The sequence below is a fragment of the Pseudomonas botevensis genome, assembly GCF_019145475.1.
GTDB lineage: Bacteria > Pseudomonadota > Gammaproteobacteria > Pseudomonadales > Pseudomonadaceae > Aquipseudomonas > Aquipseudomonas botevensis.
Genome location: NZ_JAHTKI010000017.1, coordinates 79,756 through 101,386 on the forward strand (window position 1 = coordinate 79,756; position 21,631 = coordinate 101,386).

17 protein-coding genes are annotated in these 21,631 nt (G+C 63.7%); 4 read left to right on the top strand and 13 right to left on the bottom strand.

The features are described 5' to 3' along the window. Positions 1-82: 82 nt before the first annotated feature. Genes KVQ74_RS20805 through KVQ74_RS20825 form a run of 5 tightly spaced genes read right to left on the bottom strand, consistent with a single transcriptional unit; the run spans position 83 to position 5,109 of the window. A complete protein-coding gene (locus tag KVQ74_RS20805) occupies positions 83-1,525 on the bottom strand; it encodes an efflux transporter outer membrane subunit (protein ID WP_217833033.1) in 1,443 nt (480 codons plus the stop codon). Next, the gene (locus tag KVQ74_RS20810) at positions 1,522-2,409 is read right to left on the bottom strand and encodes an efflux RND transporter periplasmic adaptor subunit (RefSeq protein ID WP_217833034.1); all 888 of its coding nucleotides are present in this window, start codon (positions 2,407-2,409) and stop codon (positions 1,522-1,524) included. Before KVQ74_RS20810 ends, KVQ74_RS20805 begins: the two co-directional genes overlap by 4 nt. Beyond that, the gene (locus KVQ74_RS20815) at positions 2,406-2,615 is read right to left on the bottom strand and encodes a DUF1656 domain-containing protein (RefSeq protein ID WP_027611129.1); all 210 of its coding nucleotides are present in this window, start codon (positions 2,613-2,615) and stop codon (positions 2,406-2,408) included. Before KVQ74_RS20815 ends, KVQ74_RS20810 begins: the two co-directional genes overlap by 4 nt. Continuing rightward, a complete protein-coding gene (locus KVQ74_RS20820; protein WP_217833035.1) occupies positions 2,612-4,684 on the bottom strand; it encodes an FUSC family protein in 2,073 nt (690 codons plus the stop codon). The genes KVQ74_RS20815 and KVQ74_RS20820 overlap by 4 nt, the downstream gene beginning before the upstream one ends. Next, a complete protein-coding gene (locus KVQ74_RS20825) occupies positions 4,681-5,109 on the bottom strand; it encodes a MarR family winged helix-turn-helix transcriptional regulator (protein ID WP_217833036.1) in 429 nt (142 codons plus the stop codon). Before KVQ74_RS20825 ends, KVQ74_RS20820 begins: the two co-directional genes overlap by 4 nt. Positions 5,110-5,308: 199 nt before the next feature. On the opposite strand from KVQ74_RS20825, the gene KVQ74_RS20830 reads away from it, so the two are divergent. Both KVQ74_RS20830 and KVQ74_RS20835 read left to right on the top strand, forming a co-directional pair. Next, complete coding sequence (locus tag KVQ74_RS20830; protein ID WP_217833037.1) at positions 5,309-5,587, top strand: antitoxin of toxin-antitoxin stability system; 279 nt, start codon at positions 5,309-5,311, stop codon at positions 5,585-5,587. Beyond that, on the top strand, positions 5,584-5,871 hold the full coding sequence (locus KVQ74_RS20835) for a type II toxin-antitoxin system RelE/ParE family toxin (RefSeq protein WP_217833038.1): 288 nt from the start codon (positions 5,584-5,586) through the stop codon (positions 5,869-5,871). The genes KVQ74_RS20830 and KVQ74_RS20835 overlap by 4 nt, the downstream gene beginning before the upstream one ends. On the opposite strand, the gene KVQ74_RS20840 is transcribed toward KVQ74_RS20835, so the two are convergent. After that, positions 5,868-6,113 carry a DUF2789 domain-containing protein gene (locus KVQ74_RS20840; protein ID WP_217833039.1) on the bottom strand — a complete coding sequence of 82 codons (246 nt, stop codon included), beginning with the start codon at positions 6,111-6,113 and terminating at the stop codon, positions 5,868-5,870. The genes KVQ74_RS20835 and KVQ74_RS20840 overlap by 4 nt on opposite strands. A 116-nt stretch (positions 6,114-6,229) precedes the next feature. Then, a complete protein-coding gene (locus KVQ74_RS20845; RefSeq protein WP_217833040.1) occupies positions 6,230-6,691 on the bottom strand; it encodes an aminoacyl-tRNA deacylase in 462 nt (153 codons plus the stop codon). Between the two features lie 197 nt (positions 6,692-6,888). Here KVQ74_RS20845 and KVQ74_RS20850 point away from each other — a divergent pair, with 197 nt between their 5' ends. Both KVQ74_RS20850 and KVQ74_RS20855 read left to right on the top strand, forming a co-directional pair. After that, positions 6,889-7,419 (top strand): NfeD family protein, encoded by a 531-nt coding sequence (locus tag KVQ74_RS20850; RefSeq protein ID WP_217833041.1) that lies wholly within the window; start codon positions 6,889-6,891, stop codon positions 7,417-7,419. A gap of 2 nt (positions 7,420-7,421) precedes the next feature. Next, positions 7,422-8,180, top strand: coding sequence for a slipin family protein (locus KVQ74_RS20855; protein WP_217833042.1), 759 nt, complete (start codon positions 7,422-7,424; stop codon positions 8,178-8,180). Here KVQ74_RS20855 and KVQ74_RS20860 read toward each other — a convergent pair. The 6 genes from KVQ74_RS20860 to KVQ74_RS29425 all read right to left on the bottom strand — a co-directional run bounded on the left by KVQ74_RS20860 (position 8,163) and on the right by KVQ74_RS29425 (position 21,410). Next, positions 8,163-9,128, bottom strand: a complete 966-nt coding sequence (locus KVQ74_RS20860) for a sulfotransferase family protein (RefSeq protein WP_217833044.1) — start codon at positions 9,126-9,128, stop codon at positions 8,163-8,165. The two genes, KVQ74_RS20855 and KVQ74_RS20860, sit on opposite strands and share 18 nt — an antisense overlap. After that, positions 9,116-9,901: an aspartyl/asparaginyl beta-hydroxylase domain-containing protein gene (locus tag KVQ74_RS20865; RefSeq protein ID WP_217833045.1), complete on the bottom strand. Its 786-nt coding sequence runs from the start codon at positions 9,899-9,901 to the stop codon at positions 9,116-9,118. Before KVQ74_RS20865 ends, KVQ74_RS20860 begins: the two co-directional genes overlap by 13 nt. 15 nt (positions 9,902-9,916) lie before the next feature. Next, on the bottom strand, positions 9,917-11,431 hold the full coding sequence (locus tag KVQ74_RS20870) for a TolC family protein (protein ID WP_217833047.1): 1,515 nt from the start codon (positions 11,429-11,431) through the stop codon (positions 9,917-9,919). Positions 11,432-11,477: 46 nt separating this feature from the next. Further along, positions 11,478-18,782, bottom strand: coding sequence for an Ig-like domain-containing protein (locus KVQ74_RS20875; protein ID WP_217833048.1), 7,305 nt, complete (start codon positions 18,780-18,782; stop codon positions 11,478-11,480). 55 nt (positions 18,783-18,837) lie between these two features. After that, positions 18,838-19,683, bottom strand: coding sequence for a sulfotransferase family protein (locus KVQ74_RS20880; RefSeq protein WP_217833074.1), 846 nt, complete (start codon positions 19,681-19,683; stop codon positions 18,838-18,840). 140 nt (positions 19,684-19,823) lie between these two features. Continuing rightward, the gene (locus KVQ74_RS29425) at positions 19,824-21,410 is read right to left on the bottom strand and encodes a glycosyltransferase family 39 protein (protein ID WP_217833050.1); all 1,587 of its coding nucleotides are present in this window, start codon (positions 21,408-21,410) and stop codon (positions 19,824-19,826) included. Between the last annotated feature and the right edge of the window lie 221 nt (positions 21,411-21,631).

Genomic DNA, 21,631 nt, shown 5'->3' on the forward strand with positions numbered 1-21,631 from the left:
CCCTGACCTGCGCATGCCTGAAGCGTTGCAGGGACGCTTTGCACGGGGCGCCCCTCCAACACTTCAAAGCATAGCTACGGCCTCAGGGTTTGCTCGCGCTCGACGCTTGCGTTCGTCCGCTTTCCCAACCGCCACCGAGGGCAAGGAACAAATCGATCTGGCTCATGGCAACCTGGGTGTTGGCGGCAGCCGTTTGCGCCCGCACATCGGTGTAGGTGCGGGTGGCTTGCAGGTCGGCGAGGAACGACTCGCGGCCGGCCTGGAAGAAGCGGTGGGTCTGATCCGCCGCCCGTTGCGCCGATTGCTCGGCATCGGCCAGTGCGTCGCGGCGTTGCAGCAGCGCGCCGTACTGGGACAGACCGGTCTGCGCCTCACGAATGGCGTTCAGCACCACGCCGTCGAAATGCGCCAGCGCGCCCTGAGTGGTGGCCTCCGCTTCACGAATACGCGCACGGGAGCCGTTGGTCGGAACCTTCCAGCTCAGCGACGGGCCGAAGCCCCAGCGGTTGGTGGAAGGCTTGCCGAGATCGTCCAGCAGACCGACCGTGCCGATCGTCGCGCCGAAGCTGATGTCCGGATACAACTCGCCGGTGGCGATGCCGATGCCCGCTGTCGCGGCCGCTAGATGACGCTCGGCCTGACGCACATCGGGACGGCGCTTGAGCAGCGCGGCGCCGTCGCCCACTGGCACCAATTGGCTGATTTTCGGCAGTTCGGCACATTGCGCGGTGCCGGCCGGCAGTTGATCGACCGGTTTCGCCAACAGCATCGACAAGCGATACAAACCGGCCTGGCGTGCCGCTTCATAGCGTGGCAGATCGGCGCGCAGGGATTTTTGCTGGGTCTGCGAGCGCGTCACCTGGGTTTCGTCGCCCCGGCCGGCGTCACGCAGGCGCTGCACGAGCAAGGTGCTTTGATCCTGCAAGTCGAGGGAGTGCTGGGCGATCTCGCGCTCTTCATTGGCCGCACACACCTGAGTGTAGGCGCGGACCACGTCCGCCACCAGCGTGATGCGCGCGGTGTCGGCGGCAGCCTGGGTCGCATCGGCGCTGGCCTTGGCCGCTTCGATGCCGCGCTGCAACTTGCCGAACAGGTCGAATTGGTAGGACGCACTGATGCCAATGTCGCCGATGTTGTCCACCGGCACTTTTTCCGGCAGCAGAAACGCCTCGCCGGACTCCTGCAAGCGCTGGGCGCCCATCTTCACGCCGGCGCTCCAGCCACCCGCAGCCTCGGCTTCTTCCACTTGCGCCCGGGCGCGGGACAGGTTCGCCGCCGCCACGCGCAGATCGGTGTTGGATGCCATGGCCTGCTGCACCAGTTGATCCAGGCGCGGGTCCTGATACAGCCGCCACCAGTCCGCCGGCACCGGCGCCGAGACCACCGGTTTGCCATTCACCGCCAGTTCGCCTTGCAGGTCTTCACGGTGAACGGCCGCTTCGTCAGGCAGGTGATAATCCGGCCCGACCACCTGACAGGCCGAGAGCATCACGCCCAGACCGGCGATCATCAGCGCCCTGCTCATGGCCGGGGCTCCTGCTGCCCGTCTTCGATGATCGAGACGGTGGCGGTACGCCCGGCGATCATGCGGAAATCTTCCGGCACCTCGTCAAACGCGATGCGCACCGGGATCCGCTGCGCCAGGCGCACCCAACTGAACGCCGGGTTGACGTTGGGCAGCAGGTTGCTGCCGCTGGTGCGGTCACGGTCTTCGATACCGGCGACGATGCTTTCGACATGGCCGCGCAAGCGTGCGCGGTCGCCGATCACGCGGATGTCCACCGCCTGGCCGACACGGATGCCGTCGAGTTTGGTTTCTTCGAAATAGCCGTCGATGTGAAACGAATTGCTGTCGACCACCGACAATACCGGACGCCCGGCCGTGACGAACTCCTGGGAGCGCGGCGCACGGTCGTTGACATAGCCGTCCACCGGGCTGCGGATCACCGAGCGATCGAGGTTGAGCTGGGCGCTGTCCACGGTTACCAGCGCCTCGGCCAGCGCCGACTGCGCACGGGCCACCTTCGACTGGCTTTCTTCCAGCTGTTCGGCCGGCACCAGATTGCCCAGGCCACGGTTACGCTTGGCCTCGCGTTGCGCCTGGGCCAGGGTTTCCTCGCGGTCGGCGACGGCGGCTTTGGCCTGGCGCAGGGCGAGTTTGAAGCGATCCTGGTCGATGCTGAACAGCACCTGGCCACGCTTGACCGGCTGGTTGTCCTTCACCTCGACTTGCTGGATCAGCCCCGACACGTCCGGGGCGATCTGTACGATGTCGGCACGGATGTGGCCGTCGCGGGTCCAGGGCGCAAACATGTAATACATCACCATGCGCCAGACCATGACGACGGCGAAAGTCACGATCAGCAGAGTCAGCACCACGCGACCAAGGGTCAAAAACGGTTTTTTCATGTCATCAGGTATCGACTGAGTGAGTCCACGCCGTACAGCAGCACAGCGTAGAGAGCCACGTTGAACAATGCCCGGTGCCAGACCAGACGGTAAAAGTGCAGCCGCGTGAGCACGCCGTGCACCAGCAGAAACAGCACATAAGTGATGCCCATCAACACCAACAGGGTCGGCAGGAAGATGCCGCTGATGTCCAGATCACCGATCATAGGGGCGCTCCATCAATGCCATGGGGCAGCGGTTCTTCGGGTTCGGCGTTGCCGAGAAACTCGACGCCGGGCAGCAACGCCAGACGCAAGCCGCTCAACGCGTGCAGCAGGTGCAGACGGGTTTCGTCATCGCCGTGGCCATGCAGTGCGCGGCGGGTGCGATCCATGGTCATCAGTAGTGGACTCGGCGCCGGCAGGCGTTCGCCGGCCTTGAGGCACGCGCGGAAATAATCCCCGACCTCGGCCACCACCTGACGCAACAAGGCGTGCGGCACGCCCTGCACACGCGGGGTGTAGGCCAGCAGGTCGAGCAGGTTCAGCGCCACCCGCACTTCGCGCAGGGCGATGCCGGTGTCCTGGCCGGTCAGGGCCAGGCGCGGCAGGTGCTGCATCAAGCGGTCGAGGACCTGCACGCCGAGTTGCCGGTGTTCGGCCAGGGTCGCCGGTTCGCTGAGTTCGACGATGTCCTTCCAGCTGAAACGGGTCAGGCGCTTGGCCGCCAGTTCGGCGCCGAACGGGCGGGCGACCAGGGTCCAGATAAACGCGAACAGCAGTCCCATGGGACCGGCCAGGTTCGAGTTGACGAAGGCAAAGAAGTCCGCGTCGTAGGCACCCGAAATACTGATGAACGACGAGGTGTTGACCAGCGTCAGCAGCATCCCGAGGTAGAAGCGCGGCTGCACGGTCAGCGTGCCGACGCAGATGAACGGCACGGCAAACGCCAGCACCAGCATCGGGAAGTCATGCAGGTTCGGCAGCACCAGAAACAGATAGAGGCTGGCGAACAGCACCGACATCCCGGTCCAGAAAAAGAACCGGTAAATCTGCGGCGCCGGGTCGTCCATCGAAGCGAAGAAACTGCACGCCACCGCCGCCAGAATCACCGCGCTGCCGCCGTCGGTCCAGCCGAGCAGGATCCACAGCACCGAGGCGACGATGATCGCCAGAATGGTCGAGGCCACCGAGTAGGCCATCAGGCCACGGTCAAGAAACGGCGTCAGGCGACCGAGGCGCCAGTGGCGGTACACCGCGCGCCAACTGTCCTGGCGTTCGCAGAGAATCGCGTCCTGCAGACTGCGGCAGTCCTGCCACAGATCGATGAACTCACCGAGGCGATACAGCGCGTTGGAGAACAGCAATTGCTTGCGCTCTTCCAGTGCCTCGAAGCTCGGTTGCAGGGCTTCGAGGCGGTCTTTCAAGGCTTGCCAGCGATCCGGGTCGGCGTCTTTGTGGCCGAGCCAATCGCTGGTCGCGGCGAGCAGTGGCGCGAACTTTTCCACCAGCTCAGGGGTACGCCGCTCCAGCGCGTAGAGGGCATCGTCGAGGGCGTCGATCACCGGCAGCAAGTGAATCATCCGCCCGCGCAGTTCCTTGGTATTGCGCACCGTTTGCGGCCGCGCGCCTTCGTGGGGCAACTGGCCGATCATCAATTCCAGACTGTTGAAACTGCCGACCATGGCCATGCGCAAGGCCGTGACTTCTTCGGGGCGCACGTCGCGATTGAGGAAACGCAGACTGTAGGTCGACGCATCGCTGAACCACTTGCCCACGGCGTCGTTGAACACCGGCGCCAGACGACGCGGCCAGAACATCGCGCCAACCACCGCCGCCACTGCAATGCCGAGAAAAATCTCTTCGGTCCGCGCCTCGGCCACATCCCACACCGCCAGCGGGTTGTCCACCACCGGCAAGGCAATCAGCGGCAAGGTGTAGCCGGCAAGCATCAGCGCGTAGTTGTTGGCGGTGCGCAGGTGCAGGGACAGGAACAGCAGAATCCCCGTCCACAGGGCGACGACCACCACCAGCACGTAGGGGCTCTGGACGAACATCGGCACGAACAGCACCGCCGCCGCGGCCCCGAGAAACGTCCCCGCCGCCCGGTACAAGGCTTTCGAACTGGTCGGCCCGAGAAACGGGCTGGAAACGATGTACACCGTCGCCATCGCCCAGTACGGACGCGGCATTTGCATGAGCAAGGCGATGTACAGCGCGATCATCGACGCCGCAAAGGTACGGATCCCGTAGAACCAGTCCCGGGCCGGAGGCATGCCGGAGAAAAAACCGTTCAAGGGTTGACCACCGCTGGCGGGCTGGCCGCCTCAAAAGCCTTCAGTACCCGAAGCGTAGCTTCCAGATCACTCTGGTCGATGCCTTCCAGCACTTCATGGCGCAGGCGCACCAGTTCGATCTCCACCGCCTGCACCAGCTCGCGCCCGGCGTCGGTCAGGCTCAGGCACTTGGCCCGACGATCCTGGGCATCTTCGGTGCGGCAGACGTAGCCGGCGTGACACAACTGATCGAGCAGGCGCACCAGCGAAGGACTTTCCATCCCCGCCGCCTGCGCCACCTGCACCTGACGCACACCCTCGCCCAGGCGCCCGATCATCAACAACGGGACGGCGCAGGCCTCGGAAATCCCATAGTTGACCAGCGTGGTCTGGCAGATTTTCCGCCAATGCCGGGCGGCTACCACCATGGCACTGCTGATGTTCATCTGGAGAGCGTCGAGAGAGTTCGGCACGGGACAATGTACACACTGTTAGTTTGCTAACTATCAATATCGCATTGGCAGGGAAATTCAGTCAAGTTTTGAAACAAATCACGCCGTTGGTCGCTCTCAAAACATCAACATTCCCTAACTTGGATATACAAGGTATATACATTATCAGTACGACTATTCGTGAGGATTCGACATGTCAAAGCAAGCCGTTTTCACAATGAAACTTGAGCCGGAGTTGCGCGAGCAATTCATGGCCGAGGCCGAAGCCACGCACCGTCCTGCATCGCAGATCGTCAGGGAAATGATGCGTCAGTTTGTTCAGACACAACGAGAAGCCCGAGAGTACGAGGCCTTCTTGCAACGCAAAGTGGACATCGCACGAGCCTCCATAACCTCCGGCGATGGCCTGTCAAATGAAGAAGTTGAAGCGGAATTTGCCGCGAGGCGCAGGCGGGCAGGCAATCAGGAATGAGGATTATCTGGACGCAAGCCGCTGCAAAGGAACGCGCACAAATCTGGGATCATCTGTACACCTTGAATCCAAGAGCCGCCGCTGAAATGGACAAACGTTTCAGCGACGCGGTATCCCGCCTCTCCCACAATCCGAAAACAGGCCAGTTCGGCATTATCGCTGGCACCCGTGAACTCATTCCACACCCCAGTTATCGCCTCGTTTACCAGATTGAACAGGATGCTGTGTGGATTCTGACGTTGATTCATACCGCTCGAATGTGGCCGCAACCCGACAGCAATTAGCCCACCCGTCCCTTGCGCAACATCACATCCAACTGATCCACCACCTCCGCCCAATCCGCATCCTCCAGAATTTCCCCACGCAGGAAATCCGCCTGGCTCGTTGTCCAGAAAAACGCATCGGCCAGGTGCAGTTCCGGTTTGAGCGGGGAATGGCTGGCGATGAATTGGTCGATGCTCAAGGCATCACTCGCCAGGCCGAGTTGCTTGAACAGGGCGGGCAGGCTGTGGGTCGGGTTTTCCATGATCGGACTCCTTCAGGAAAGTGTCGGGTGAAGTGCAGGCAAGCCGTCGCCCACAGGACACGATGCCCTGTGGGCGACGGCCTGCCCGCGAAAGCGTCAGCTCAAACGCCGCCGACCTAATCGGTCAACTCCCGCACCTGAGCATGGGGCACCATTCTCAGGTACTCGGACATGTCCATATGCAGCAGGTTGTTGTGGTTGCCGGCCTCCAGATAAATATCTTTCTGCCGGGTGACGAGCGGATCGATGACCACATCCAGGCCATAGGAATCGCCCAGCGGCGGCACCGCCCCGCGTTCGCAGTCGTCGAACAGATGTGCCAGCGTGCTTTCACGGGTGATCTGCCACTCGCCGCTGCTGCGCACCTTGCTCAGGTCCAGATGGCGGCTGGCGGGCAGCACGGCCATCAGATAGTGGCCGTGGTGGTCGTCGAGGATCACCGATTTGGCCACCCGTTCCGCCGGAATCCCGGAAACCCGCGCCGTTTCCAGGCTGCTGGACGAGTGCGGGTGGGCGACGATGTCATATTCGCAATGCGCCCGGGTCAGGCTGCTTTGCACCTTTCTTGCCATACGCATGATGCACCTCGGTGCCCGCCGCCATTGCGCGGCGGGCGGCAATGAAACGCTGTTGCCGTCCTTGAAAGTCTAGACCCGCGAGCTATCCACGCCGGGAAATCCGCTCACTGGCGCCTGGCAAAAGCTGATCAGAATTCGACCAATGACAGGCTGAACTAGACTGTAAGAAGAACCCCCTGACTCTCCCGGAGGGTCACGTGAACATCCGTTGCTGTACGTGTGCCTTGCTCCTGCTGCTCAGTGGATCGGCCATCGCCGCCGACACCACGTTGACGGTGGTCAATCCGGTCGGCCTGTGGCTGATCACGCTGGGCATCGCGTTTCTGATCGCCGAAGCCGCGCTGCCCAATTACGGAGTGATCGGTCTGGGCGGGATTGTCATGTTCGTGATCGGCGCGCTGATCCTGAGCAATACCGAGCTGCCGGTGCCGATGATGATCGGCCTCGGCCTGATCAGCGCCCTGATCCTGATCGCGCTACTGATCCGAGCCTTGAAGACCCGACCGCGTCATCCGGTCAGCGGCGATGCCGGCCTGCTCGGCAGCGTGACGGCGGTCACCACCGTACAACCGGACGATGCCCGCAACGGCTGGGTGCAATTGCAGGGAGAACGCTGGCAAGTGCTGAGCGCCACGCCGCTGCACACCGGGCAACCGGTGCGGGTGGTGGGCCGCAAAGGCTTGTTGCTGCAAGTGGCCGCGACTGACGCGGCGCCGCTCGGAGAGTGATCATGGGTCTGCAAATCGGTTTTTTCGCGCTGCTGCTGTTGCTGATCGCCCTCGCCGGGTCGACGTTCCGCATCCTGCGTGAATACGAGCGCGGCGTGGTGTTTCAGCTCGGGCGCTTCTGGCAGGTCAAGGGGCCGGGGCTGATCCTGCTGATTCCAGTGGTGCAGCAAATGGTCCGGGTCGATCTGCGCACCATCGTTCTCGACGTCCCGCCGCAGGACGTGATCACCCGTGACAACGTTTCGGTGAAGGTCAATGCGGTGCTGTATTTCCGGGTGCTCGATCCGCAGAAAGCGATCATTCAGGTCGAGGACTTTCTCGCCGCCACCAGTCAACTGGCCCAGACCACCCTGCGTGCAGTGCTCGGTAAACATGAGCTGGATGAGCTGCTGGCCGAACGCGAACAACTGAACATCGACATCCAGCAAGTGCTCGACGCCCAGACCGATGCCTGGGGAATCAAGGTCGCCACGGTTGAAATCAAGCATGTGGATTTGAACGAATCGATGGTGCGCGCCATTGCCCGGCAGGCCGAAGCCGAGCGGGAACGGCGGGCCAAGGTGATCCACGCCGAAGGCGAATTGCAAGCCTCGGAGAAACTCATGCAGGCCGCTGAAATGCTCGGTCGCCAGCCCGGCGCCATGCAGTTGCGTTACATGCAGACCTTGAGTTCGATCGCCGGGGACAAGAGTTCGACCATCGTGTTTCCGCTGCCGATCGAATTGCTCAAAGGCATGGCGGATCTATCGGAGAAATCCTGAAAGCTGCAATTTTCTATGCTGTTCCAGCGCCTCATAAGGCGCCCGCGCAAAGTGCTGCAACCGCGACTGCAACAGCGCCGAAGCCTCGCGGCGCTTGTCCTCGCCATCGGGGATAAACACTTGGGACAGTTGCTTGGAATGTTGCGCCGTTGCCGCCAGTGCCTGTCGGCGTTGCTCGTCAGCCAAGCCGAAAAACCTCCCCAGGCGCCCGCCCATGGCCTCGGGCAACTCGCTGTAGTTCAACGCCAGCCCGCCGCCGTCACGACAGTGAGTCCCGCCCGCTTCGAGCAATCGCCCCAACCGACGGGCGATGAAATCCTCGCGGCCTTCGAACGGTAAATCGTCGTCGAGCACGCAGTCGCCAAGCATTCCCGGCACCATATGCAGGCCGGGGCGGCGCAGATGGGAGACGGCGATTTCCAGCGGATCGCGATAGACGAACAGCCACGGTGTATCGGGGAAGCACGCGCGCAACAACGGCCATTCGCCGATGTTCCAGGCATCGAGCTTGATCACCAGCCGCTGCTCGATGCCGCGCCGGCGCTGGCCGTAGGCCGAGAGCAAGCCGCTGATCGCGGCGCGCCGCTCGCCGTCGGGCAAATCAGCGCGCAGCAGGGTATCCAGCGGCGGCGGTTCCGAGACCACGATGTGATCGTCGAGCCGGGCGAGCATCTGGCTGATCAACGTCGAACCGCAGCGCGAGGCGTGCAGGATAAACGCGCTCGGCGCCAGACCCGGACTTTGCGCCTGCCACTGGCCCAGCGCCGACAACGGCGTCTGCCGCCGGAACGCCTGATTGAACGGCAAGCGCAACGCATCGTCGACCGCGTCGCGAAAAAACGGCTGATGCAATGGCGTGGCGCCGAACCAGCACCAATCGACCCGCCACTGCCCGGCGTCACGATAGACACGGGCAGGCAGCCAGCCATCGAAGCTCAGGCCTGCCATTGCTCGTTCCACTGCCGACGGCCATGGCGCATCGCCGCGCGCAATTCTTCACGGGTAAACGACAGGCCACGCTCGGCGGCCAGTTCCAGGGTGCGGGCGATAAAGGCTTCAGGGTCGTGCAACGCCTGCAAGGTCGCGGACAACGACTGATCGGCCGCCACCAGATGCTGGAAGCGCTGCAATGTGCTGTCCGCGCCGTCCGGCTCAGGCGTACCGGGCAAGCCTTCGGCGATCATCTGCGCCAGCCAGGCGCCGGGGCGACAATCGAGCACCAGATGAATCCGCGCCGAGGTGTCGCGATTGTCCACCCGATGCGGTCGGGCGAGGTCGAGAAACCAGCACTCCCCCGCCGTCATCGGCATGCGCCGGCCGTCGAGCCAGAAATCCACCGCGGGCGGACTGAGCAGCGGAATGTGCAGACGCAGGTCGGCCTCCGGACCGTCGAGATCGTAGTCACGATGCTCGTGAATCTGCCCTCCCGGGCCGAGACGCAGCAGCCGCGCACTGACGATTTCCAGCGACAGCGCACGCAACGCCTGCTGCCAGCGCGCATCCCGCAACCAGGGCGCGCGCTGCAACGGCTGACCTTGTCCGGGCGACAGCTCGGTCAGCGCATCGGCAGCGGAAATCAGCGCCACACCACTCCAGTCCCCGGCGAAATACGCCGTGTTGAAATGGCTGCGCCACGCGCCGTCGTCAATCGCCGCCAGCGCCTGCAACAGCAGCGGCAGATCCACCGACACCGGCAGGCGCGAAAACGCCGGCCGGTTCATGAGTCAACCGACACATCACCGCGCAGGGGCATGCGCCACCGGCACCGAGATATCACCCGAGGCCCACGCCGACTCGCGGCTGGCCAGCGCCGTGGCGATCGACTGGACTTCGGTCGATTGCACCTGGTCCGGCAGCGGATCGAGGCCGGCACTGGCGAAGATCTGCCCATAGGCATTGCGCAGATCGGCGTAGGACAGGTCACGGCGCAGATCGGCCTGCAGGTTGTTCAGTTCGCCCTGGATCAGATCCAGTTCACCGATGCCCGCCGCCTGATGACGGTTGCGCAACTGACCGACGATTTGCCCGTCGATGTCCGACAGTTGCTGGTTGGTCTTGAACTGACGCAACGCTTCCTGATAGTTCGCGTTGGCGACGTACAACTGCGCCAGCACGGCAATCGACATCGCCTGACGACGGGCAGCGGCGACTTCTTCGCCGGCCTTGGCAACGTCGATGGCGGCCGGGGCCGAGATCACGTTGAACAGGTTCCAGGTGACTTTGACGCCATAGTCGGCCCAGCCCTGTTCGACCAGGAACGAGTTGCTGTCGTAATGCCCGCCGGCGGAAAACTCCAGGCCCGGCAGCAGACGCAACATGGCCTTGCGGGTTTCGGCGGCGCTGATCCGCGTCTGGTAATCCTGCTCGCGCAGTTCCGGGCGGCTGGTCAGTGCTTCCTGTTCCAGTTTCGCCAGATCGACCTTGAGCTCCGGAATCTGATAACCGTCGTCGGTGGCGAGGGTCAGTTCGGTGCCCAGCGGCAGGTTGATCAGGGTCGCCAGCTCGGTCTTGGCCAGCGACAGGGCGCGGCGCTGTTCTTCCAGTTGCCGGGTGGCCTCGATCAGCGAACGCTGATAACCGAGCGATTGCACCGGGTCGCCGATGCGCTGGTCGCTCATGCTCTGGCTGTTACGGCGGGCGGTGTCGACCCGCGCCATCAGGCTGTCGATCTGCTTGAGCAGGCGTTCGGCGGCCATCGCGCGCCAATAGGCCGAGCGCACGTCCTGGACGATGGTGTTGATCACCTTGCGCCGACGCTCCTGGACGATCAGCCGCTGATCGCCCTGCTGCTTGGCGCTGATGTAGCTGACGCCAAAGTCGAGAACGTTCCAGACCATGGTCAGGTCGGCGACGTCGCGGTCGCGATCCTGGGAGGTCGACGGTTCCAGAGACTGGGTGCCGGTGCGCACACTCTGGCTGCTGGAGGCGTTGACGTTGTTACGCCCGACGTACCCGGCGTCCAGCGCCATGCGCGGCAGCATGTCGAAACTGGCGAGGTCGAGCTGCCGCTTGGCGAGCGCTTCCTCCATGATCTTCAAGCGGCCTTCGAGGTTGTATTTCACCGCCCGGGCCATGGCTTGGTGCAGGGTCAGCGGGCCACGCAGCGGCTCCTGATCCTTGTACATGCTTTGCAGGTCGGCCCTGGCCCGCTGCTCACTGACGCTGCGTTCAATCGGTTCACTGGTTACCGCACACCCGCTGATCGCCAGCGCCAGCAGGCTGGCGCCGAACAACTTCTGACTTCTTTTCATCCCTGGATCGCCCCTAGGTCCCGCACAGATTGAGTTGTTGTGTTTTTCAGGCCGGTATTTCGCTGATGCCGACCTGTTTCAGAGCGGCGGCCAGATCGTCGACCCGGTGCTGCTCAGTGTCTTTGAGCTGTTGCAACTGCTGACCCAGTGTAGGCGCGCCAAACACACCGCGCAGGCCCTGGGAAACATCACTGCCTCTGATCGACTGGCTGCCGAAGGTATTCAGCGAATCACGCTCGGCGCCGCTGTTCTGGTTGAACAGGCTCGACAGCGTACTGGCGCCGAACACTCCGCCATCGCCGCCGCCGAAACCGAGGAAGCCATGACCCGAACCATCACCCCCGCTGTCGCTGCTGCTGAAGACCTGAGCAATGAAGCTCGGACTCAGTGCGCCGTGGTTGATGAAAATATCGCCGAGCGGCCGGATGCCGTTGCCAAGCACGCGCTGCTCGAACAGCGGCGTGAACGTCAGCGGCGACCCCAGATCACCGGTAGGTGGCGTGAAGACGATCGGCTGCAACGGCACGAACGGCGCCGGTGGCGGCACCACCGGGTCGCTGCTGCGCATCAGGGGATCGGGTGTCACCACCACGGTTGGTGTGGTAGGCGGCACCACCGCCGGCACGGTGTTGATCGCGTAGTTGTTGGAACTGCTGACCCCGCTGCCGCTGTTGCCGGACAGATCGCTGACCCCGGCGCTGTTGACGCTGATCGCGTTGCTCGCGCTGTTGACGTTGGCGTTCGGTGTCAGGGTCGCGGTCCAGGTCCTGCCGCCGTCGCTGCTGCTCAGGTTGGACAAGGTGCCGTTGGGGACGCTGATGTCCGCCAGGTCGAAACCGCTGACCGCCTCGTTGAAGGTGATGGTCACAGGCGAGGTCTGGCCGACGCCGATGTTCGGATTGCCGATCACCACGGTGGCGGTCGGCCGCTCGCTGTCGAGCGCATAGTTGTTCGACACCGCCACCGTGCTGCCGGCGTTGCCCGCCAGGTCGGTGACGTTGCTGGTGTCGAGCGCGATGAAATTGCTCGGATCGGTGATGTTCGCCGTCGGTGTGAAGGTCGCCGTCCAGGTTTTGCCGCCATCGCTGCTGGTGAGGTTGCTCAGATCGCCGTTGGTCACGCTCAGGTCGGACAGATCGAAGTTGCTCACCGCCTCGCTGAAGGTGAAGGTCACGGTGGTGGTCTGGCCGATGCCCAGGCGTGGATTGGCGACCACGATGTCCACAGTCGGCCGCGTGGCATCGAGGATGTAGTTGTTGGAAATCGCGATGCTCGCGCCAGCATTGCCGGCCGCGTCCTGCACGCCGCTGGTGTCGAACACGATCAGGTTGGTCGCGTCGTTGATGCCGGCGGTCGGCGTCAGGGTCGCGGTCCAGGTGACACCGCCGTCGCTGCTGGCGAGGTTCGACAGCACACCGTTGGCGACGCTGATGTCCGACAGGTCGAAGCCGCTCACCGCTTCACTGAACGTGATGGTCACGGTGGTGGTTTCACCGATGCCCAGGCGATTGTCGGCGACCACGACGGTGGCCGTCGGCAGCGCGGTATCGATGGCGAAGTTATTGGAATCGGTGGTGCCGACGCCGCTGTTGCCCGAGATGTTGCTCACCCCGGCGTTGTTCAGGGTGATCAGGTTGGTCGCATCGGTCACGTTGCCGGTCGGGGTGAACGTTGCCGTCCAGGTGATGCCGCCGTCGCTGCTGCTGACCGCGCTCAACGTGCCGTTGGCGATGGTCAGGTCGCTGTTGTCGAAACCACTTACCGCCTCGCTGAAGGTGATGGTCACCAGCGAGGTTTCACCGGCCTTGAGCGCCGTGTCGGCGACCACGATGGTGGCGGTCGGGACGAGGGTCTGTACCCCGTAGTTGGTCGAACTGGTGGTGCCGGTGCCGGCGTTGCCCGCCAGGTCGGCGATCCCGGCATTGTTGAGGATGATCAGGTTGGTCGCGTCGCTGACGCCGATGTTCGGCGTGAAAGTCGCCGTCCAGGTGATACCGCCATCGCTCGACGAAACGTTGCTCAGCGTGCCGTTGGCGACGCTCAGGTCGGAATTGTCGAAACCGCTGACCGCTTCGCTGAAGGTGATGGTCACCAGCGAGGTTTCGCCTGGGCGCAGGTCGGTGTCGCTCATGACGATGGTGGCTGTCGGCCGCTGGCTGTCGATCACATAGTTGTTCGAATCGGTGGTGCCGCTGCCCGAGTTGCCCGCCAGGTCGGCAACGCCGGTATTGTCCAGAGTGATCAGGTTGCTGGTGTCGGTGATGCCCGCCGTTGGCGTGAACGTCGCTGTCCAGGTGACACCGCCGTCACTGCTGCTGACCGCGCTCAACGTACCGTTGGCGATGGTCAGGTCGGCGTTGGTGAAACCGGTCACCGCCTCACTGAAGGTGATGGTCACCAGCGAAGTCTGGCCGACGCCCAATGCCGGGTTGGCCAGCACGATGGTCGCGGTCGGACGCTCGGTGTCGATGGCGTAGTTGTTGGAGTCGGTGGTGCCACTGCCGGCGTTGCCGGATGCGTTCTGTACGCCGCTGTTGTCCAGGGTGATCAGGTTGCTGGCGTCGGTCACGTTGCTGGTCGGGGTGAACGTCGCCGTCCAGGTGATGCCGCCGTCGCTGCTGCTGACTGCGCTCAATGTACCGTTGGCGATGGTCAGGTCGGCATTGGTGAAGCCAGTCACCGCCTCACTGAAGGTAATCGTCACCAGCGAGGTTTCGCCGATTCTCAGCGCGTTGTCGGCCACCACGATGGTGGCGGTCGGCAGCACGGTGTCGATGCTGAAGTTGGCGGAGTTGGTCGTGCCGGTGCCGGCGTTGCCGGCCAGGTCGGTAATCCCGGTGTTGTTCAGGACGATCAGGTTGGTCGTATCGTTGACCCCGACGTTCGGCGTGAACGTCGCCGTCCAGGTAATGCCGCCGTCACTGCTGCTGACCGCGCTCAAGGTGCCGTTGGGCACGCTCAGATCGGCGTTGGTGAAACCGCTGACCGCTTCGCTGAAAGTGATGGTCACCAGCGAAGTCTCACCGGCGCTCAGGGTCGGATCGGACATGACAATCGTGGCCGTCGGACGCTGACTGTCGATCACATAGTTGTTCGAATCGGTGGTGCCGGTGCCCGAGTTGCCCGCCAGGTCGGTAACGCCGGTATTGTCCAGGGTGATGAGGTTGCTGGTGTCGGTGATGCCCGCTGTCGGGGTGAGAGTGGCGGTATAGGTGATGTTGTCCGACGTGGTCAGCCCGGACAGCGTGCCGTTGGCCACGGTCAGATCGGCCAGGCTGAACCCGGTCACCGCCTCGCTGAAGGTGATCGTCACCAACGAGGTCTGACCGACGCCCAGTGCCGCATCGGCGACCACGATAGTGGCGGTCGGACGCTGGGTGTCGATGGCGTAGTTGTTCGAATCCGTGGTGCCGCTGCCGGCGTTGCCGGACGCGTTCTGTACGCCGCTGTTGTCCAGGGTGATCAGGTTGGTGGCATCGGTGATGTTGCTGGTCGGCGTGAAGGTCGCCGTCCAGGTGATGCCACCGTCGCTGCTGCTCACCGCACTCAATGTACCGTTGGCGATGGTCAGGTCGGCGTTGGTGAAGCCAGTGACTGCTTCGCTGAAGGTGATGGTCACCAGCGACGTTTCGCCGATTCTCAGCGCGCTGTCGGCGACCACGATCGTGGCGGTCGGCAGCACGGTGTCGATGGTGAAGTTGGCGGAGTTGGTGGTGCCGGAACCGGCGTTGCCCGCCAGGTCGGCGATTCCGGTGTTGCTCAGGGTGATCAGATTGGTGAAGTCGCTGACCCCGACGTTCGGCGTGAAGGTTGCGGTCCAGGTGATGCCGCCGTCGCTGCTGCTCACCGCGCTCAACGTGCCGTTGGGCACCGTCAGGTCGGCGTTGGTGAAACCGCTGACCGCTTCGCTGAAGGTAATGGTCACCAGCGAGGTTTCGCCGGCGCTCAGGTTCGGGTCGGCCACGACGATGGTCGCGGTCGGACGCTGGGTGTCGATCGCGTAATTGTTCGAATCGGTGGTGCCGCTGCCGGCGTTGCCCGCCAGATCGGAGATACCGGTGTTGTCCAGGGTGATCAGGTTGGTGGTGTCGGTAATGCTGGCGCTCGGGGTGAAGGTCGCGGTCCAGGTGATCCCGCCGTCGCTGCTGCTCACCGCGCTCAATGTGCCGTTGGCAATGGTCAGGTCGGCATTGGTGAAGCCCGTGACCGCTTCGCTGAAGGTGATGGTCACCAGCGAGGTGTCACCGATTTTCAGGGCGCTTTGCGCGACCACCACGGTGGCGGTCGGACGCTGGGTATCGATCGCGTAGTTGTTCGAGTTGGTGGTGCCCGTGCCGGCATTGCCGGACAGATCGACGACCCCGGTGTTGTCCAGGGTGATCAGGTTGGTGGTATCGGTGATGCTGTTGGTCGGGGTGAAGGTCGCCGTCCAGGTGATACCACCGTCGCTGCTGCTCACCGCGCTCAGCGTGCCGTTGGCGATGGTCAGGTCGGCGTTGGTGAAACCGCTGACGGCCTCGTTGAAGGTGATGGTTACCAGCGAGGTTTCACCGATTTTCAGCGCGTTGTCGGCCACCACAATCGTGGCGGTCGGACGCTGGGTGTCGATCACGTAGTTGTTCGAATCGGTGGTGCCCGCACCGGCGTTGCCCGCCAGGTCGGCGATACCGGTGTTGTTCAGGGTAATCAGGTTCGTGGCGTCATTGATGCCTGCGGTCGGCGTGAACGTCGCCGTCCAGGTGATACCGCCGTCGCTGCTGCTCACCGCGCTCAACGTACCGTTGGCGATGGTCAGGTCGGCATTGGTGAAGCCCGTGACCGCTTCGCTGAAGGTAATGGTCACCAACGAGGTTTCGCCAGCGATCAGGTTGGTGTCGGTCACCACGATGGTCGCGGTCGGACGCTGGGTGTCGATCGCGTAGTTGTTGGAATCGGTGGTGCCCGTACCGGCGTTGCCAGCCAGGTCGACGACCCCGGTGTTGTCCAGGGTAATCAGGTTGGTGGTATCGGTGATGCTGTTGGTCGGGGTGAAGGTCGCCGTCCAGGTGATACCGCCGTCGCTGCTGCTCACCGCGCTCAACGTACCGTTGGCGATGGTCAGGTCGGCGTTGGTGAAACCGCTGACGGCCTCGTTGAAGGTGATGGTCACCAGCGAGGTTTCACCGACTCTCAGCGCATTGTCGGCGACCACGATGGTCGCCGTCGGACGCTGGGTATCGACTACATAATTGTTGGAGTTGGTGGTGCCCGTGCCAGCCGCACCGTCCGATACCGCCGTCACTCCGGTGTTGTCGAGCGTGATGAGGTTGGTGGTGTCGCTGATCCCGTTGGTCGGGGTGAAGGTCGCCGTCCAGGTGATGCCGCCATCGGCACTGGACACGGAGGTCAGCGTGCCGTTGGCAATGGTCAGGTCAGCGTTGGTGAAACCGGTCACGGCGCGGCTGAAGGTGATGGTCACCAGCGACGTTTCGCCGATGCTCAGGGTCGTGTCGGAGACCACGATGGTCGCGGTCGGCGGTTCCACATAGGCGGTGTTGAGTACGCCACCGTTGTTGAAGATCGCCGCGAACGCCGTCGCCGATGCCCCCGTGGTCCCTCCGCCCAGCGCAACACCACCGGCACCGCTGCCGGCGGCGTTGCCGCTGATGGCAGCGAAGTTGGCAGCGGTCATCAATACGACGCCGCCCTGGTTCCAGATCGCACCGACGCCACGTCCGGCAGCACCACCGTTGGAGGCGTTGCTGCTTTGACCGCCGCCACCGCCACCGCCGCCGCCGGCGCCGATGTTGTTGCTGATGACCGAGGTGCCGACGATTTTCAGGGTGCCGGTCGCGGCGTTGTAGATACCGCCGGCGGCATTGCCACCCGCTCCGCCGACCTTGTCCCAGCCCGCGCCGCCACCGCCGCCACCAATGGAGATGGTGCCGTTGCTGGCCGTGCCACCGTTGCCGCCGTTGCTGTAATAGGAGACGCCCAGGCCACCGGTGCCGCCGGTGCTGGAACCGCCTCGACCGCCCATGTGGGTCGCGTCGTAACCGCCACCGTAGCCACCGACACCGGCGTTGCCGGCACTGCCACCCAGCGTGCCGACGCCCGGCCCGGCCGAGCCGCCATGGCCGCCGCCCTGCCCGCCGAGTCCGCCACCGCCACCGCCACCGCCGCCGTAGAAGGCGCCGGTGACACCGCCACCGCCGCCACCACCGGCCGCCGCGTTACCGGTGACCGTGACGTTGTTCAGGGTCAGGGTGCCGGCGTTGAAAATCCCGCCGCCAAACGCGCCGGTCGCACCATAGCCGCCATTACCGCCGTTACCCGACACCAGGCCCCGGGTAATCACCAGCCCGTCAAGCGTCACCGTATTGCTGGAGGCGATTTCCACCACCCGGGTCCGGTACTGACCATCGAGGGTGACATCGGCGACACCGTCGTTGTTCAAGTCACCATCGACGGTGATGTTCTTGTTGATCAGCAGTTCGGAGGTCAGTTGCACCGTCATGCCGGTGCTGAACGTGACAATGTCGCCGTTCTGCGCCGAGGCCAGCGCCGCGCGCAGCGAGCCGACACCGGTGTTCAGGTTGTTGGTCGCGGTCCAGGTCGCCAGGCCCCACTGGTATTCGCTCATGGCCTTGGTGGACAGGACGTTGGCGCTCTCGATGGTGCCGGTGGCGATTTCCAGATTCCAGTCGCCACCCACGCCGGTACGGTTGTTCGAGGCCGCCACGTCGCGACCGGTAAATTGCGCCAGGGAGTCGACGAAACTCAAGCCGCGCTCGCCTTCAGCGGTGTAGCAGCCGTAGATCAGGATGTCGCCGCCGGCATTCATGTCCTTGCCGATTTCGGCCAGGACCGCGCTGCGCTGAGCCACGTTGTCTGCCGACAGATAGCTGTCGCCCAGCCAAAGATCGCCGGCGTTGCCGTGAGCAATGATCTGCACCGAGCTGACGCCGTGGTGCTGGTCGAGGTAGTCGGCGATCTGCTGCAAGCCGTCCTTGCCGGCCACCAGCTTGACCACCTGGGTGCCAGGGGCGATGCCCTGGAGCAGGCTGTCGGCATCCTTGACCCGCGAATCGACGAACACCACGCTCTGGCCCGGCACCGCGACGGGGCTGGCGGCGGGCGTGGCATCGGCCTGGCCGTGGGTGTCCTTGCTCGCCACCGGATGATCGGCGGTCGGCGTCTTGGCGGCGTCGGCGGTGGAATGACTGTCAGCCTGGGCCTGAGCGGCCGTGTCGGCCACCGTCGCGGCAACGGCGCCGTCGAACAGCATGCGCGGCTCCAGCGACATGATCATCGGCGTGGCCAGCGTCCGTTGGCCTTCGGTTACCCGCGCTTTCTTATTGTTCCACCACATGCTGCTCACCCGGACTCGAACACAGTTGTTGACGCATCAATGAAAAACGCCGCGATCAACTGATCGCGGCGTCGGACTTCATACGAATGACATTGGCGGCGCTGGCTGAGCCATCGAGCCAAAAGGACAAATCGGCGTATTGCTTGAACAGGTCCGGCGGCAGGATGGTGCGCCGGGACTCCAGGGCAACCCTGGGCTTGACCTTGTGCAGACCGGCCACCCCGAGGGCTTGATCGAACGCCGGCGCATCGTAGGCCAGACGCTCGAAATCGTGTTCGAACCAGGGTTCGCCGATGAACTCGTAGACCAGCCGCAGCACCCGTTCCGGGGCCTGGCTCAACAGGTCGTAATCGATGATCAGCAGCGAATCGGCATGCTCGCCGTAATAGGCTTCCTTGAGCGCTGCCCAGGCAAAACCCACCAGGCGATTACGCTGGGCCAGGGTTTCGCAGCGGCTGTAGACGGTGTTGCGCTCGACGGCATCGCCGAACAGCTTGGTGTTTTCATAGGGATTGGCACGGTACAGCCGCTCCAGGCTGTCCATCACCCAGGCGACGTTGCGCACACAGGCGATGACCTTGGCTTTGGGAAACAGATCGTTGATCGCCGGCAGCCGGGCGCTCCACTGCCGGTTAGTGTCGAACACCACCGGTTTGTCAGCCTTGTCGGCGTAGTAGGAATCGAACAGGCCGCGCAACAGACGGCGGCGCATGTCGGTGTCGATGACGGCGCCGAATTCGCTGCCGGCGCTGCACTGCTCGAGGACACCGGAAAACAGCGAACCCACCGGGCTGGTCATGCCGGCGTGAAAGCGCGGGTTCTGCAAAAGGATTGCAGAGAGGAGGGTCGAGCCCGAGCGCGGCAAGCCGGAGATAAAGTGAAACTGCTGCAATCCCTTCACCATCTAGGTAATTCCTTTTGTCCGACAAAGCGTAGCTCAAGGATGACCATACGACTAGTGGTGTTTTGATATCAAATGTAGGTTAAATCGCTATAAAACACCTTTTGGCAGAATGACCCGGCGGATGAATCGTTTAAGCATTATTCCCCCGGTTTCCCGGCCTCTGGCTGCACATACAGACGCGCGTAGACGTCGCCGCCGTGAACATCGCTGGCGCGCTGCCATCCCTGGGGCAACGGTGCGAACTCGTCCGGCTCATCCAGTGCGCCAACCAGCCAGACCCGATGGCTGCCCTTGGGCAGATCGGCCAGATGATCGAGGTACACGTCGCTGTTCACCAGGGTGCCGAAGCCGTATTCGTTAGGACGCATCGAGCGACCGTCGGCGGCCGGCGGGGTGTACAGGCGCACCTGGGCACCGGTGCGGTCGTAGTAGAGGTAACTCAGGTAAAACATCATGTCGCTGGTGACGATCTGGTCGCCGCTGACGAAGTGCCGGTTGACGAAATCGACCATGACGTTGAACTGATCGTCGCGGTCGACCGTGGCGTTGTTGTTCACCCCGATCAACTCTACCGCGACCAGAGAAACCAACACCCCCAGCGCCAATACCCGCACGCGAGCGTACAAACGGTCGACGGCCAGTGCCGCCAGCATTGGCAGGCCCAGCGCGTAGGCGGTCAGATAACGCTCGATGAACACCGGGGTGACGAACGACACCGCGAACACCAGCAGCAGCGGCACACCGGTGTAGAGTGCGAGCAGCACGCTGCCGTGGTTCACGCTGCGATCACGGGCCACGGCCACGCCCGCCAGCACCAGCACTGCCAGCGGCACGGCGCCGAACACCAGCAGCGGCAGTTGCTCGCCATCGTCCTGGATCAGCCAGGTCCAGATCATCGACGGCAGTGAAGCCAGGGTCACCGGATCTTCCCAGCCCACGTCGCCGCCGACCTTGAGCTGCTCCATGTGTTGCAGCAGGTCCACCAGGTTCGGCAGCCACGGCAGATACAGCACGACGATGCCCAGATTCGCCAGCCACCAGTCCCGCCGCTGGATATGCCGCAGGCGAAAACCGGGCAGCAGGCGGATCAGCCCCAGGTACAACCAATGGCTGAGCGCCGCCAGCACGGCAAAGTAATGGGTGTAGAACGCCGCGCTCATCAGCAGCGCGTAGATCAGCAGATAGCCCTTGCGTTGCGGGCGCCGGACCCAGTAGACCAGCGCCAGCGTGGCGGCAATCAGCAACAACCCGAGCAGCGCGTACATACGCACTTCCTGGCTGTAGCGCACCGCCGTTGGCAGCAACGCCAGCAACACCCCGGCCATGACGGCGGCGCGGCGGGTAGCCAGTCGATCCACCAGCCACACCCCCAGGCCGACCGTAGCAATTCCGGCCAGCGCGCTGAAACAGCGCACGGCAAAGATCCCGTCACCGAACAGCGCCATCCAGCCATGCAACAGCATGAAGTACAGCGGCGGATGCACATCGAACGCGGCATGGTTCCAGATGCCACTCAGCGAATACCGCGCCAGCAGCAGGCTGGAGGCTTCGTCGCCCCAGATCGCCGCCGCCGTCAGGTCATAGAAACGCACCAGCGCCGCCAGCAGCAGGATCGGGATCAACCCGTGCTGGCTCGCCCAGCGCAGCAGGCGCCGCAGATGCGCGCCCGGTGCGGCGAACGGATCCTGGGTATCGCCCAGCGGTGTTTCGCGACGCGCTTCCATCAACCTCCCCTTGTCGTTCTTGATCAAAATCAGCCGGCGGCCCAGCGCTCACTGTAGGCCAGTGCCGGAGACGATGCGCTCGCGCGACGACATCCGGCAAGTCCGTCGATCCGGGTCTACGCTACGGCATGGCGTGACCTGCCCGCGCAAAGGGAAGGAGTCAGCAACGTGTTTCGACCTGCCCGGCAACAGGGCTACCGCGCGGCGCGCCGACCACCTGA

Excerpts from the sequence above, each read along its gene's own strand:
- KVQ74_RS20825 (WP_217833036.1), bottom strand. The coding sequence starts at position 5,109 with ATGAACATCAGCAGTGCCATGGTGGTAGCCGCCCGGCATTGGCGGAAA.
- KVQ74_RS20830 (WP_217833037.1), top strand. The coding sequence starts at position 5,309 with ATGTCAAAGCAAGCCGTTTTCACAATGAAACTTGAGCCGGAGTTGCGC.
- KVQ74_RS20840 (WP_217833039.1), bottom strand. The coding sequence starts at position 6,113 with ATGGAAAACCCGACCCACAGCCTGCCCGCCCTGTTCAAGCAACTCGGC.
- KVQ74_RS20875 (WP_217833048.1), bottom strand. The coding sequence starts at position 18,782 with ATGTGGTGGAACAATAAGAAAGCGCGGGTAACCGAAGGCCAACGGACG.
- KVQ74_RS20865 (WP_217833045.1), bottom strand. The coding sequence starts at position 9,901 with ATGAACCGGCCGGCGTTTTCGCGCCTGCCGGTGTCGGTGGATCTGCCG.
- KVQ74_RS20870 (WP_217833047.1), bottom strand. The coding sequence starts at position 11,431 with ATGAAAAGAAGTCAGAAGTTGTTCGGCGCCAGCCTGCTGGCGCTGGCG.
- KVQ74_RS20810 (WP_217833034.1), bottom strand. The coding sequence starts at position 2,409 with ATGAAAAAACCGTTTTTGACCCTTGGTCGCGTGGTGCTGACTCTGCTG.
- KVQ74_RS29425 (WP_217833050.1), bottom strand. The coding sequence starts at position 21,410 with ATGGAAGCGCGTCGCGAAACACCGCTGGGCGATACCCAGGATCCGTTC.
- KVQ74_RS20805 (WP_217833033.1), bottom strand. The coding sequence starts at position 1,525 with ATGAGCAGGGCGCTGATGATCGCCGGTCTGGGCGTGATGCTCTCGGCC.
- KVQ74_RS20845 (WP_217833040.1), bottom strand. The coding sequence starts at position 6,691 with ATGCGTATGGCAAGAAAGGTGCAAAGCAGCCTGACCCGGGCGCATTGC.
- KVQ74_RS20815 (WP_027611129.1), bottom strand. The coding sequence starts at position 2,615 with ATGATCGGTGATCTGGACATCAGCGGCATCTTCCTGCCGACCCTGTTG.
- KVQ74_RS20860 (WP_217833044.1), bottom strand. The coding sequence starts at position 9,128 with ATGGCAGGCCTGAGCTTCGATGGCTGGCTGCCTGCCCGTGTCTATCGT.
- KVQ74_RS20855 (WP_217833042.1), top strand. The coding sequence starts at position 7,422 with ATGGGTCTGCAAATCGGTTTTTTCGCGCTGCTGCTGTTGCTGATCGCC.
- KVQ74_RS20835 (WP_217833038.1), top strand. The coding sequence starts at position 5,584 with ATGAGGATTATCTGGACGCAAGCCGCTGCAAAGGAACGCGCACAAATC.